This window comes from Gynuella sp., assembly GCF_050297175.1.
Lineage (GTDB): Bacteria > Pseudomonadota > Gammaproteobacteria > Pseudomonadales > Natronospirillaceae > Gynuella.
In genome coordinates, this window is record NZ_JBNKSF010000006.1 from 47,686 (window position 1) to 61,657 (window position 13,972).

10 protein-coding genes and 3 pseudogenes are annotated in these 13,972 nt (G+C 45.2%); 5 read left to right on the plus strand and 8 right to left on the minus strand.

The window, feature by feature from the left end; genetic code table 11:
* Positions 1 to 35: 35 nt before the first annotated feature.
* Positions 36 to 2,195 carry a di-heme-cytochrome C peroxidase gene (locus tag ACQY6I_RS00520; protein ID WP_428239512.1) on the minus strand — a complete coding sequence of 720 codons (2,160 nt, stop codon included), beginning with the start codon at positions 2,193 to 2,195 and terminating at the stop codon, positions 36 to 38.
* A gap of 853 nt (positions 2,196 to 3,048) precedes the next feature.
* On the opposite strand from ACQY6I_RS00520, the gene ACQY6I_RS00525 reads away from it, so the two are divergent.
* Positions 3,049 to 3,447: an ankyrin repeat domain-containing protein gene (locus tag ACQY6I_RS00525; RefSeq protein WP_428239513.1), complete on the plus strand. Its 399-nt coding sequence runs from the start codon at positions 3,049 to 3,051 to the stop codon at positions 3,445 to 3,447.
* Between the two features lie 222 nt (positions 3,448 to 3,669).
* Here the strand turns inward: ACQY6I_RS00525 and ACQY6I_RS00530 are convergent, their stop codons facing one another.
* Together ACQY6I_RS00530 and ACQY6I_RS00535 are read right to left on the minus strand one after the other, a co-directional pair.
* Positions 3,670 to 4,887 (minus strand): patatin-like phospholipase family protein, encoded by a 1,218-nt coding sequence (locus ACQY6I_RS00530; protein ID WP_428239514.1) that lies wholly within the window; start codon positions 4,885 to 4,887, stop codon positions 3,670 to 3,672.
* A gap of 195 nt (positions 4,888 to 5,082) precedes the next feature.
* A pseudogene (locus ACQY6I_RS00535) lies at positions 5,083 to 5,464 on the minus strand (hypothetical protein); the annotation flags it as partial.
* A gap of 212 nt (positions 5,465 to 5,676) precedes the next feature.
* Between ACQY6I_RS00535 and ACQY6I_RS00540 the strand changes: the two are divergent.
* Positions 5,677 to 5,961: pseudogene (locus ACQY6I_RS00540) on the plus strand (CbrC family protein); the annotation flags it as partial.
* A 269-nt stretch (positions 5,962 to 6,230) separates the two neighbouring features.
* On the opposite strand, the pseudogene ACQY6I_RS00545 reads toward ACQY6I_RS00540, so the two are convergent.
* Positions 6,231 to 6,952 (minus strand): annotated as a pseudogene (locus ACQY6I_RS00545) (transposase).
* 269 nt (positions 6,953 to 7,221) lie between these two features.
* On the opposite strand from ACQY6I_RS00545, the gene ACQY6I_RS00550 reads away from it, so the two are divergent.
* Positions 7,222 to 7,359 carry a hypothetical protein gene (locus ACQY6I_RS00550; RefSeq protein ID WP_428239515.1) on the plus strand — a complete coding sequence of 46 codons (138 nt, stop codon included), beginning with the start codon at positions 7,222 to 7,224 and terminating at the stop codon, positions 7,357 to 7,359.
* Positions 7,356 to 7,817 (plus strand): hypothetical protein, encoded by a 462-nt coding sequence (locus ACQY6I_RS00555; protein ID WP_428239516.1) that lies wholly within the window; start codon positions 7,356 to 7,358, stop codon positions 7,815 to 7,817. The genes ACQY6I_RS00550 and ACQY6I_RS00555 overlap by 4 nt, the downstream gene beginning before the upstream one ends.
* 159 nt (positions 7,818 to 7,976) lie before the next feature.
* On the opposite strand, the gene ACQY6I_RS00560 is transcribed toward ACQY6I_RS00555, so the two are convergent.
* Complete coding sequence (locus ACQY6I_RS00560; RefSeq protein WP_428239517.1) at positions 7,977 to 8,858, minus strand: LysR family transcriptional regulator; 882 nt, start codon at positions 8,856 to 8,858, stop codon at positions 7,977 to 7,979.
* 209 nt (positions 8,859 to 9,067) lie between these two features.
* On the opposite strand from ACQY6I_RS00560, the gene ACQY6I_RS00565 reads away from it, so the two are divergent.
* On the plus strand, positions 9,068 to 10,006 hold the full coding sequence (locus ACQY6I_RS00565; protein WP_428239518.1) for a DMT family transporter: 939 nt from the start codon (positions 9,068 to 9,070) through the stop codon (positions 10,004 to 10,006).
* 137 nt (positions 10,007 to 10,143) lie between these two features.
* Here the strand turns inward: ACQY6I_RS00565 and ACQY6I_RS00570 are convergent, their stop codons facing one another.
* From ACQY6I_RS00570 to ACQY6I_RS00580, 3 genes are all read right to left on the minus strand, one after another.
* Entirely contained in the window at positions 10,144 to 12,090 is a 1,947-nt protein-coding gene (locus ACQY6I_RS00570; protein WP_428239519.1) for a methyl-accepting chemotaxis protein, read from the minus strand.
* Between the two features lie 596 nt (positions 12,091 to 12,686).
* The gene (locus ACQY6I_RS00575; RefSeq protein ID WP_428239520.1) at positions 12,687 to 12,923 is read right to left on the minus strand and encodes a thioredoxin family protein; all 237 of its coding nucleotides are present in this window, start codon (positions 12,921 to 12,923) and stop codon (positions 12,687 to 12,689) included.
* 12 nt (positions 12,924 to 12,935) lie between these two features.
* Positions 12,936 to 13,928 carry a permease gene (locus ACQY6I_RS00580; protein ID WP_428239521.1) on the minus strand — a complete coding sequence of 331 codons (993 nt, stop codon included), beginning with the start codon at positions 13,926 to 13,928 and terminating at the stop codon, positions 12,936 to 12,938.
* Between the last annotated feature and the right edge of the window lie 44 nt (positions 13,929 to 13,972).

Sequence of the window (13,972 nt, forward strand, 5' to 3'; positions counted from 1 at the left end):
TACTTTCCGAGGTTCTTCAAATCCTCTTGGATTTATCATAGCGTTTTCAGGTACTCCAGCAGTTGCCAGCGTTGTTCTGTCGTCAGTGCAGGTGGCAGTGAGCCATCGGGTTGTGGCGTGTGTCCGGCAGCGTATTCGTGGCCGCTATTGAGATCTCCCACACGAATGGTTTTCATGGATGTGCCATCATATCCGTCAGTGCGAAAACCGACTTTTACCGGGTCAAACTCGCGACTGCCGACCATGAACTCATCCGGGCGGTATTCACCATCTTCAGGATCTCCCGGTTGTTTCTTAGGTAACATCAGATCGTAGAGCGATGGCACGGAGCCATTATGCAAAAATGGAGCTGTCGCCCAGATACCGTTCAATGGCCGGGCCTTGTAGGACAACAATGATGCATAGGGATTAGCGGTGGTATCCGGGTCATAGTTGCCGGCTTTAACACTGCTGGTGCGTATTGGGTTGGTAAAAAAAGAACCGGTCAGCGTGTATAGCCAGTCTCCCCAACGCCGAAAGATATTTTTATCCGGATCGGGTGTTGCAACAACCCCCTTGGTGACCGATGTTAACAGTTGTACCACGGGCGCATCTGCGGCGATGATAACATTGCCAACTCCGGCGGCCTGGAATGTGTCGACAAAGTTGCCGGACTTCCCTTGATAGGAGACGCTGTTGTCTGCCATGGCTGGATCAGTGTTAATCCTGTTTACTGATGTCATTTTGGCAATCGCAATCCGGTCGGCGTTGTTTCTGTCAATGATCTGATGACAGCTTTCACAGTATCTGCCGTAAAGCTTCTGTCCGGCTCTGGCTTTTTCTACATCAATATTTCCAAATACTGTTTCCGGCCAGAGCGGGGATTTCAATGTTCCGAGGTGGTTCTCAATACGTTTCAGGTTCACCAGATCGATAGAGTGTTTGAAGTCAACCTGTTTACGCTTATGTCTCTGGCCACTGAGATAGGCGGAAATACTGAAACCGGGATCTTTGGCGGTCCAATCAAGGATGCCGAAAACTCCGATCACTTCTCCGGTATTACGGCCGAGCGGGCCTATGCCAGAATTCGCAGCCAGCCCATTCCATTGTACGTAATCCGAACGCACGATATCCCAGAGAAACGGATAACTGACCGGCGCATCGGGTTCGTTAAACAGAGCGTTACGAACGATCAGCATTTGCCGCTGGGTCAAGCCGGGATAGCCTGCTTCATTCGACATTAATCGTTGAATGATCAACGCAAACTGATCATTGCCGATGATGGTCTCATCTATACCATCGAGTACTTTGTTAGCCTGGTCATCAGAAATAAGGTAGCGACCGGTAGGGCTGGTGGTTTGGGTCAAGATATCATAGACATCCTGCCTGTTCGGCACATACTGCAACACCCGATTATAGATTCGGCCAAATGCATCGAGCCGGGCGTAGCCGTAATCAATATGGCTATGATTGACCGTGTTATACAGTTGAATGGTATGGGTCCATTTTTGCAGATCAGCCTCCACAGTTTCTTGATTTTTATAGTCATTCGACAGTGCCAGCACCGCTTTAATAAACCGTGCCTTTTTCTGAGGATCTGAACGTGTCTGATGGAGTGCCTTCTCAATCGCGGTCAGGTATCCGACCATATTGGCCATGGCCGGGCCGCCATCAATTCGCACCGCCTGGCCTTGATAGTTGACTTGAGTGGTATGACAGGCCGCACAGGTAAAGCCCATATAATCCTTACCCTGGTAAGTATCTTTGACAAAACCGACAGCCAATGCGTCCGGGTTAAAAAAGGTTTTCTTCTGTGGCAAATAACGGTAGTAATCGATGATGCGATTGGAGCGCAGCTTTTCCTCTGAATCAGCACTCTCCAGACTCAGATAAAAGTCATAAGGCAATAGAGCCGAACCCTGGGTAATATTATAAAACCAGAGACTGTCTGAGGGTGACCACCCCTGGCTTTCATCCACAGCAGTGCTTTCATCATCCTCTAAATATATGGGAGTGCTGTAGCTCTCACCAAATGCCCCATCTGCGATGGCAATCGCGCCACGGTCCGGGTCTCGATCCAGATGCTGATAGATTTTCCCTGCCAGCAGTAACAGGACGTGAATACTGATGATGGTTACAAGCAAATAAAACAGCGATCGCTTATGGACAAATAAAAAAGACAGCATTCGCCGAATAAAAGTCATATGGTGCTGCATAACAGACTCCCTTGATTGAATAACTTATTCCCGGGTCCGAAAAGTCATCAAGAGATGGCAATGCTGTCGGAAGGTCTTTGTTATATGGCTAACTGGAAACGGATTCCAATATACATAACAAGAATAAGAGTAGCTCTGAAAAAAATGTATGCAAGATAACCGTTTTGATCCGGTTTTGATGGTTATGGTTTTCCGTAACGCCATTTTGGGGCAGGGTGGCTCAGTCTGACCGAATTTGAGCGCTGGTTTATTCATTGTGGATATTTGATTTGTCGGAGAGGGATGTACGCTTTTCGTAATGTTTCGAATAACGCGGTTCAACATAGGCTCGCTGTTAACGTCGGAAACAGCGCCGATGAAATTTACTGTCGATCGGAAAAATGCCGGTAAATTCGGAATCAATCTGTATGCAAAAATGTTGGAGATTTTCGATATTTTGGGTTTTGGGAAAGTAGTTGGAGCAGGTGAGTAGTACACAAGTATACAACCGTTCAGTGACCTGATGAAGATTGAATGTAGCAATATTAATCATGGACTCCCTATAAACATATTCATCTTGAGCGTGTTTTAGGAGTTGAGGTTTTCCTCTTTTTTTTCTCGCTATTTTTAAATAGTGTTAGCGCCCAGGCCCAAAAGTTGACTGACTTCTAATGGTGATTCACCATTAGACAATACTCTACCGATGATAATTTGTCAGATGAGGTATGTGCTGCTTTTTTTGGCTATCGTCTGGCATCTTTTTTATAAGGAAGAGTATATTATAGAATATCGATTATTTCTGACCCGTTACTATGTCTCACTACGCGATTAAACACGTGTTCTAGAGGACTAGTAAGATGCTAGGCAATATATGATGAACAAAGCCGTTCGAGATTTGCTGGACCAAGTAGAATCTGTACCAGATTTTGTTGGCGTCAAGCTTTGCGATATAAATGATACCAATGCTCTGGGTGATAATGCTTTGCACTGTGTATGTGTATGGGGCGATATCGAGGCCGTAAAATTATTAGTAGAAAACGGAATTAATATTGATCAAGAAGGTGAAGGTGGATTTACTCCTTTAAAAGTGGCAGAGGAATTCGGTCATAAAGAAATATTGGAGTTTCTTACTGAAAAAGGGGCTAAAACTGATGCACTAAATGCTGAATTCAAATTTGATGCTGAAGCAAACTCTAAACATATGAACATCCTACACGATGGAATAGAACATTTAGAAGCGAAAATTAAATCTAAGTGTGATAAAAATGCCTGAGGGTGTTCAAAATTCTGTGTCAGCTAAAAATTACAATGCCATGTGATCATCCAGTCGACCTTCAAACACTGCTATTGCAGTGGACTACGGACTCGAAATCTCGCCAGCAGGACGCCGTAAACGGCGCCGCTGCTTTAGGTGTTTGTGCAATTACATAAGCAAAAGTAGGACATCCAATAGTTTATATTCAATGCCAAATTCGTCTATTGTTTATGGTCTGAATTAGCTCGAGACTGGAAAGTTAATACGCTTTAAGACGTCAACAACTTTTTCAGGAGAATGTGCCTCACAATATTTTTTTGACTCTTTTAATTGCTCTGGCATGGAGTCAAAATCAAGCATACCAAAATTCTGATCGAAATCAGGCATATATAAGTAGGCATTTTGGGGGTTGTCAACAATACTGAGAGATTGAGCCATCTGGTAGGTTACTGTGTTTCCTCCCTGAACGGCCAAGGCAAAAGATAAATTCGATAGGATAGGCATCCACGTGTAGTTGTGAGCGATAGGTTTGCCAAGCAGTGTCTCATTTTTGTGGGTGATGACATACACTTCGTCGAACTTTTCTCCAGCAACCATAATATCTGGAACAGGGAAATTATCAGTGCCTGTTCCACCATCAACATACATTTGAGTGTTTACCGCACGCTCAGGGAATATCACAGGAATAGCCGTGGAAGCTAAAATGATATCGACCAGGTTTGTGTCTTTATCGTCGTTTTCTGTGCTATCGAATCTTTTTTCACTGCCATCAGCCACCGAAACCGCAGATATAAGCGTGTGGCAAGGAAGCTGCTCCATGGTTTTGAAGTCCATGACGGTATTGATATATTTTTCTAAGGTAACTTTCAGCGGAGCAGTATCCAAGACATAACCCTTTCCTATATTCTCAAAAATGGCTTGGTAAGCAGCTTTCACCGTTTCATAATCATAGTGCTTAACCTTTTGAATGAATGTGGCTACATCGCTAGCAAAAGCCCTGATTTCTTTATATTCTTTAATCGATTCACCAAAAATAGAAATCAACTTCTTCAAAACTTGTTGCCACTTCATGGATGAGTGATTCTTTAACAAGTCAACAACATCATTATACAACTGAATAGTGTCTTTACTTGATTTTGATCCCGCAATAATGGTTTGAATTGCATTGAACAATAGAGCTTGCTGAAACAGTTCATTATCGTAAATATTATTATTCTTGATCGCTGGAATAATATCATTCTCCACCTGATCCCAGGTGATTTTTCCATTAATGACTCCATTGACCAGAATTGTACATATTGATCCAGAGCTTGTTCCTGCAAGAATGGCTGGGGTTATTTTTTCTGTAGCCCCGGGATATTTGGCTTCCATGATTGCTCGAATACAAGCAAGTTCTTGTGGTATGAATGCGGCAGCTCCTGATATAACAAAAGCGACTTTTTTTGCTGAGTTTTCCATTTATTATTTTCCTTTAATTGATGTGTTTTTATTGTTCAGACAGCAGGTGGGATGTAAGTTCTTTAAAAACACTTACACGATAATTATTTTTAGTTGATATGAAAAGTAGGTGACAATAAGTGGTTGTCAAGTTGTTAGGTAGATAAATAAAAGTTATGTGGATGTCGACGGTTCGTATAAAATGATGAGTGATCATAAATTTCCAATATCAGGAACGGTTTTGAGCAGCTCATGACAAATAGAATTTTAGGCTTTCGCTTGTTGTTCAATAAACCACTCAAATTGCGCCATCTCTTTTGCATAGAAATCAAGGATGGACATATCGATATTGAGCTCGGAGTTTTTGTCTTTTTTTAGATTGAGTTCGGTCGTGGCCCAGTACCAACAATGCATGCATTCGACGCCAACAAACATTACCAATATAGGATTCAATCATGAGTAGTAGGTCATCTTTATTGGCAGCAATTTCTTTATGAACGATGACATTCGCTTGCGAGTCAAGAAGACAGACATAAAGCAAACGAGTATGGAGATCGATACCACAATAGTATGGATGTGAGTTGTTGTAAAATCTCATTGAGTTTTCTCCTGTTGGTTTGGTCACATTAAACATACCGTTGATGCGGTGTGCGAGGGAGAAGACTCAATGAGTATCAAGGCAATTAAATTAGATGCATAACGGATACCACCATTTTTGAAAATAAAAAACCGCAAAAACAATACCAATCTATGTGCCACTTAATAATGGTGTTAACTTTCTGAGAAGGAGTCGTGTAGCTTCCGAATTTCAAATATCACCCTGAACTAATTTCGACGGGTGCAATCAAGGAAAGCTGCGATGTATGCGAGTGCTGTGAACAGGCCAGGGGATATGTATATGTCTCGAACCTTTTCGCTGAGGAAGAAACTGAGTTTATCTGCCCTTGGTGTTTAGCAGATGGGTCCGCCGCTCAGAAATTTGATGATATGTTCTCTGATGACTACCCGTTGAAAGAGGCTGGTGTACCAGAGGAAGTCATCTCAGAGGTGTGTGAAAGGACTCCGGGGTATAAGTCATGGCAACCGGAGGTATAGCAGGTGCATTGCGGTGCCACTTGTGAATTTCATGGAGATGTAGAGAAAAAGATCTAGCCCGAATAGTTCATCAAATCTAAAATATGAATAAGATACCGGCAATTTTCGACACCTAATCTATTCTTGTGAATGATTTCATTAAAAAGTCGTCTGGATTTTTTGGATAACCCGAGTTTCGAACACAACTCCTCCAACCCCCCCCCAGAGCTGATCTTTATGCCAGGGCAGCACTCCTTGAACGTTATCCCGGCGCCAGGTTTCAAACCGCTTCAGCGCTTTTCCATCCAGGGTGTCATACCACTGCGCCCAGTGCCGCTCACTGCGTGCTCACGACTGTTCTGACCCATGCTGATGAGGTAATCCACCTGATGACGATCACAACAGCCCGGAATCATCGGAGAACAGAATCCAGTGTCGCCTCGCAGAACCATGTTCACCCTTGGCCAGACCTGGCGCAGCCGTTTGGTCAACAAGGCCAAAACAGCACCCGCGTGATGGGCAGCAGCACAGGAGGAGGGCCGTAGATAGGCCGTCAGCAATTGATGACCACAAAACACATACAGGATAGAAAACAGTGATGGTCATAATAGTGATTGAGGTATTTACCCAGCTGATCACCATGAATGAGGTTATCCGTGGCGTCCAAGTCCAGAATCAGTTTCTTGGGAGGCGTCTTAAAGCTGTCGATAAATTGTTGTATCAGGACGTCATGCAAATGAATCATCGTGTGTCGATCTGCCTGATATTCAAAGCGATGTAAGGTGGCCATGCTCGCCAGAGAGGTATCGATCTCGACTGTGATTTGGAACACCGTATCATGACGCAGTGTGCAATGGTCATTGAGATCTTCATAGCCGGTGGCCAGGGCATAGATGCGTTGGCGTAGCATCGTCAGTTGAGTATGGTCACATTTTCCCTGAACATGGTTATCACACAAAACAAAATCTATGGCCGTCGTTAACCCCAGTTGTTTGTCAATTTCTCTGAGCAATCACATTCCACCATCGGAAGAGATTTCACCACCGTTAAAATTCACGTCGACTTTGCGGTGTTTGACGGATGGAAAAGGGAACGAAGTTTGGTAGCATTCTGTCATCACAGAATTGCTCTTATTTTGTGTGCTAACGTCTATAAAATAAGGCTAATCGGTTCCGTGCTCCAGTTTTGATGAAATATTCGGGCTAGGTGTCGGTGCCATACAAAACAGTGCGTGTGATACGGACATTATATACAACATAAAACAACGAAACAGGAGATATCATGTTTAAGTTAAATGGAGGTACTCTCGGGGTATCTAGTGAAGTTGTATTTTTCACGATAAAACCCAAAGTAGATGTTTCGGAACTGGCTCTTATCACTAAAAAGATAAGAAAAAGTTGGGCGAAAATGGGGTTATGATTGAAAAAGAGAAAATTAAAGGAGTATCCGCTTTCCAGGATAACAAATTTACCACTATCATCTGCGCAAAAGGTATGGCGGATGATATAGGTGTACATGCAGGAGATTCTGATACTCAATTAAAAATAGTAAATATGGTAAAAGAACTTTCAGGTGGAAGCTATACTGAAGCTACAAGGAATGCCGGTCTTTTCGCAAGATCAGGAAAGTCTATAATCCTATCAATCTGCTCAGCTATAATTACCGCCGCACTCTATTTTTTAGTAAGTGGAATTCATCCAGAAGAAGTTGATCGTGTTGGGCGAAACTCTGGAAAGGAAGAAATGCTATACAGCTTGGCGAATACTTTAGGGCCTAATGGAACGCTACTTCTTGGGGGAGCTATTACTGTGTTTTTGATGTATCGAGCTTATAAAAGTAGTAAAAATAGCTATCAGATAATTGACTATACATTATAAAAACTCTTTGTCTTAAAGCAGGTTCAGCTCGTAACGAATGGTTGTAAAGGATCCAATGTGCTTTCTGCGAAAATAAAATAAGGGTAAGCGCTAATCCCGTCCCACTTCATTCATTCATGTGCATTTGTGCATATTTGGCCGCCATTCATAGTTCACCTGCTAATGGTTATTCATGACATCAACAATAATCTCTTTGACAATTTCAACGGCGGCAGAAGGTTTCTCCTGCCGCCGTTGAACAGGTTGGAGCAGCCATAATGATCTCTGTACTGCCGGAACCAGGGAGTGGCGTGTGACCGGGGTATCTGCATAGTGTTGCAGCGAAAAAGAGGGGACGATGGATATACCATATCCGGCGCTGACCAGTGCCACCAGGGTGCCCATATCGCTTGCTTTTGTGATGATATCCGGCTGGATATGTGATTGTTCAAATAACTGAAACAGAATGGGTGCGCAGCCGCCGGTAGAGAGAATAAATGGTTGCTGATCCAGCTCTGCGAGTGGGACTGTGCCGGCAGACAGACCCGATCCCTGTCCGCTGATTGCAATAAACTCGTCTTCCAGAAGTGCTTGGTGGTGACAGTTTCCCGGATCGTAACTGATCCCTAAATCCGCAGTACCCCGTTCCACCCAGAGAGCCACTTCCTGATCGGTACCCAGCAGTACATCAATTTTCAGTTTTGGGTAACGGCGTTTGATATGGGACAGAGTGGCGGGGGCAATTTTGATTGATGCGCTGTTGATTAAGGCCAGTCGCAGGTGTCCTTCGATGGGCTGGCGACCAATATTCAAGGTACTGTTGATCGCTTCAAGGGCGCGATGAGCATGGGCTACCGCCTCTTCACCGGCAGCGGTCAGGGTAATCCCCCGATTGCCACGGGTGACCAGGGGGACACCAACAGCCTGTTCCAATCCACGAATAGCGTGACTGATGGCGGATTGGGTAATACAGAGACGGTCTGCTGCGCGGCTGAAATTGCGGGTTTCGCTCAATGTCGAAAGCACCCGTAGCATGGTGATGTTGATGCTTGATTCATTCATTACGGTGTTCCTGATACGGGTGTTTAAGGAGTGTGCGGAATCATCTCGGGACTAGCATCTCGGGACTAGCCTGTCTCCCTAGTCTACAAAGTGTAGAGTGCTTTGATATTAGTATTGTTCATACTTAATTTCAAATTAATCAATTTACTCATGTCGTATGTGTTCTTAAGCTGCTGTTGATCGGTCATCAGCTTACACAGGAGCACAGTATGGACAGTCATATCAGCAAATCACGTTACCTGACAGGCGCAATCAGCGGGCTGGCAGCTGTCAGTATCTGGGCCGGATGGATGTCCGCCACCCGGGCAGGCGTGACCACTTCATTGTCACCCGAAGATGTCACGGCACTGAGATTCGGTGCTGCTGGATTATTATTGTTACCGGTTTTGCTGAAACATGGTTTAGGTGGTGACCGAATACGTCTGTGGCAACTGGCGATTCTCATCTGTGGCGCAGGTGCACCTTACGCGCTGGTGGCTTCCACCGGTCTACGTTGGTTACCGGCGGCACAGGGTGGGGCGTTGATTCCAGGGGTGATGCCACTATTCGTAGGCCTGCTATCCGTGGCCATCTTTAAAGAGGTGTTTTCGCTCACCAGAAAAGTCGGGTATTTGCTCATTGTTCTGGGAGTGCTGGTGATCACGGGTCTTGAGCTTATGCTGTCGGATCAACAACGGTTGCTCGGAGTGGTGTTGTTTTTGAGCGCCTCGTCAATGTGGGCCTGCTATACCCTGGTGCTCAAACGTTCAGGACTTAAGCCATTGCATGCAGCGGCTTTGGTTTCTGTGGGATCAGCAGTGTTCTATCTGCCCTGGTATTTCCTGACTTCCGGGCTGCAGATCCTTCAGGCCCCAATGGCGGATGTGCTGTTTCAGGCATCTTTCCAGGGTATAGTTGCCACCATTCTGTCGTTGTTCCTGTATGGTCGTGCCATCACTCTTTTGGGCGCTTCTGCGGGTGCGACGTTTGGTGCTCTGGTGCCGGCGCTATCTGCGCTGATTGCCATTCCGGTGCTGCATGAGCTGCCCACGATCTTGGGTTGGGTTGGTATTTTCGCGATTTCAGCTGGCGTTTATCTTGCCAGTGGTGGACCATTGAAAGTCATCAGACTGCGAACAAAAATGACAGAAGGTGCAGTGCCTGAATAATTTCATTAACTTAACATGACAACATTTTCTGTCGGGTTAAATGGATGAGCAGATCATGGCATGGTTGGTGCCATGATCTGCTATTTATCCTGTGTGCACTTCTGTTTCGTCGGCGTGAACATGACACCATAGGCGGTTCAGACTTTGAACTTCCCTACAAGTGAAGTGAGGTTCTCAGAGAGTTCTTTTAACTCATCAGAGACGCCATTCGCTTTTTTGGCGATGACGTCTGTATCTGTAGACGTTAACTTTATATTGACGATGTTCTGATTAATATGTTCCGCCACTTGATGCTGTTCTTCTGCACTCGTAGCAATTTGTGCGGTCATGTCCTTGATTGCATTGATACTTTCGAATACTTGTCCCAAGGTGCCTTCCAGTTCTGAGGTCAAAATCTTGGATTCCTCCGCGTTTGAGAGACTCTCGGAAGTCTTTGAAGAAACGGTTGCAACCAATTGACGAAGCCCATTGAGTAACTTTGATATCTCTTCAGTAGAATCAGCAGTGCGACTGGCCAGTGTCCTGACTTCATCTGCAACCACAGCGAAACCTCGACCTTGCTCACCAGCTCTGGCAGCTTCAATTGCTGCATTCAATGCCAATAAATTCGTTTGTTCTGCTATACCCCTTATAGTGTCGAGAATACTTTCTATGTTTTTAGATTCATCTGTTAGTGTGGTCATTTCTTTGTCTGATTCCACTAACAATGCTGACAGTTTGCTGACTGAATTGACCGTTTTCTGCAGTGAGATTTGTCCGGCATTTACTTGGGACTGACTGTCATTTGCAACCTCTGCCGCTTCAGCGCAGTTTCTGGATACTTCATGTGAGGTCTCCACCATTTCTTCAAACGCTGTCGAAACCAGATCGATGGATTCTGTTTGATCATGTACGAGTCGGGTGAGTTTACCAGACTGGTTATGTAAATCTGTTGATCGATTTCCCACTCCGTGCCCGGTTTCCTGAACGCTTTTTACCATTGCTCTGATGCTCTTCAAGAAAGCGTTGAAAGACTGTGCAAGACGCCCGACTTCATCAGTAGAGGCCACATCTAATTCTGAAGTAAGATCACCTTCTCCCTCCGAAATCGATTTAAGGCTGTCATTGATTGCATACAATGGGGCTGTGAAGCGGGAAATGAGAAAATAACCGAGGCCTATAAACAGCACAACAAATAGCATGCTAATTATAACAATGAGTCCAAAAAGCTGGTTGGTTTGTGACATGACCTCAGACTTTGGTATCAAACCATAGTAGTACCAACTTAGCTGATCTGATTGTATTTTCTGAACAAACCAGGCTTCTTTGCCAATAGTGACCTCAGATAAACCAAGTGGACTGGCTTCAATTGTTGAAATAGGGTCATTAAGCTGAGATAACTTCTGAAAATTGAGTTCGACATTTCTGGGATTGGCTAAAATTGTGCCGTCTTTCTCAGTTAAAACAACGTAGCCATTTTTTCCAAACTGGACATTATTAACAACATTTGCCAGTTTCTCTAATGTGACATCCAAACCAAAAACCCCGCTCAAGCCGGAGTCGGTTTTAAATGATGTCAGGTAATCTATGACGGGTGCACCGGTGAAAATATCTTTATAAGGACGGCTCAATACTGGCTTGGACTGTCCAATCGCATCTTGATACCAAGGCCTGGGCCGAGGATCATATTTGCTTGTATCCGACGTGGGCCATTGAACGTAGCCGCCAGTCTCCAAACCTACAAATACATAAGCCAGATCACCATGGGACTGTCCAAAAGTCTCCATGATTTCAAAGGCATCTTTCTCTTCCTGACTGTTTTGTAACGGCGTCATAGGTTGGTCTACTGCCGTCATATACGTCATTGTCTTATCCGTAAGGGCTCTTATTTGAGTTGTTCCAGCTAAAAAGACGGTGTCTTCTTTTAATCCTTCAAGGTATAGCTCGATAAGGCTATTAACCAGATTTACCTGTTGATCTGCAGTGGTTTCAAAGTTTTCTACGGCACTGGATCGCAACTTCATGATTAGGGTAAAGGCAATAAAGATTACCGGGAGTAAAACACTCACAGATAGTAAAACAATGAGTTTTCCGCGAATTGACATGATTTCATACCTTACTGAAGGCTATGGGAACATTTAGGTGTTATCGGCACCAATTAGTTAAACCTTTATTATAGTGTTATCAATTAATTTACATACCACTCATTCACGACGCTCGACAATACTGAATATCAATAACGCTGGGCTCTGTTTTTTTTGCCTCGTTAATCTGCTATCCGAGAGAGCTATAGATGCAGATAAAAAGACGTTGATCTTGCAGGGTCTCTGATGGCCTGTTCACAACAAATTCGTCAGATCTGTTAACGACTGAAAAAGGCTGAAGTCCAGTGATGCGCTGTTCCAGCAGTTAACATTAAGCTTAGTCATTCCAAGCCAAATTGGCCAACACAGAGCACGGTCTTTTTAGTCAGAACTCTTACCGGATTATGCATCTTTGGTATTCCTCTTTGATGTCGCCTTACGTCAACCACCCCAACCACAGTGGCCAATGCTGCGGGCCAAACAAGGGAATGGCAAGGACAACCCCCAATGAACGTTGAGCATTTTGCCGAACCAGACTGGACAGGCTTCACTGGTGACGAAATCGCATAATCTGCTTAACCCGACAGCGCTTGATGTCGGGTTAAGTGGTGGATAAATTAGGATGATAACCATTCCATAACCTGTTCTTTATTCGGAACGCCACCTTTGTGCACTATGGTCTCGTCAATAACCACCGCCGGCGTGGACATGACGCCATAGGCCATTATGTTTTCGGGTTCCTGAACTTTCTGAACGGAAACTTCGATACCCAGAGCACGGGCACTGTCTTCAATCAGTGTTGCGGTGCTCTTGCATTTGGCACAACCGCTGCCCAGAACTTTGATGATTTTCATGATAACTTCCTCTTAGAGTAAAAATGACAGGCTATTAAATATCCATCCAACCAGCGTAAATGACACCAGTAACATGCCAAACAAAATGGCCAGTAAACGCCACTGCATCACTTGTTTGAGTAGGATAAATTCGGGAAAACTGGCGGCAACAGTACTCATGCAAAAGGCCAGAGTCGTGCCTATGGGAAGGCCATGGGTGATCAGGCTTTCCATAACCGGAATCACCCCGGTCGCATTGGAATACAGGGGTATGCCCAGCAGTACCGCTGCGGGAACGGTCCACCATTGGCCAGCTCCAAGGTGTGAGGCTATCCAGCCATCGGGGACAAATCCATGTAACGCCGCTCCAAGGCCCACCCCGATGATGACCCATTTCCATACCCGGCCAAAAATCTCCTGAGCTTCTCGTTTGGCAAACTCGTGGCGCTCGCGGAAGGTGAGTCGTGGAGCCGGGCCTGCCTGAGTATTGGCTTGAGAACTTTGGCCGGTCTGCAACGCTCGGGCGGCAAAGGACTGCAACCAGCGTTCAGCGCGAACAGTATCGAGAAAAAGACCACCCAGCATGCCAACCGCTATACCCACCACCACATATAAAACCGTGAACTTCCAGCCCAGCAGACTTAGCAGCAACAGTATGGCAACTTCATTGATCAACGGTGATGTCAGCAGAAAGGCCATAGTGATGCCTACCGGAATGCCGGCGGAGGTGAATCCCAGAAATACCGGAATGCTTGAGCAGGAACAGAAAGGCGTGATGGCACCAAAGCCTGATGCCAGCAGGTAACCGATGCCACGGTGTTTACCAGCCAGAAAATCCCGCACCCGTTCAACATCCAAAGATGCCCGCAACAGTGCGATGACATAAATCATGATGATCAGCAGCACAAAAATCTTGCTGACATCCTCCACAAAGAAATGCAAAGCACTGCCCAGCCTGGTTGTGGCTGAAAATCCGGCCAGGTCATAAATCAGCCAACTGGCGAAATCTGCAAATATTCCCAACATCGCTCGCGCCCTTGAAAGTGTGTATGAGAGTAGACGCAGGCAGC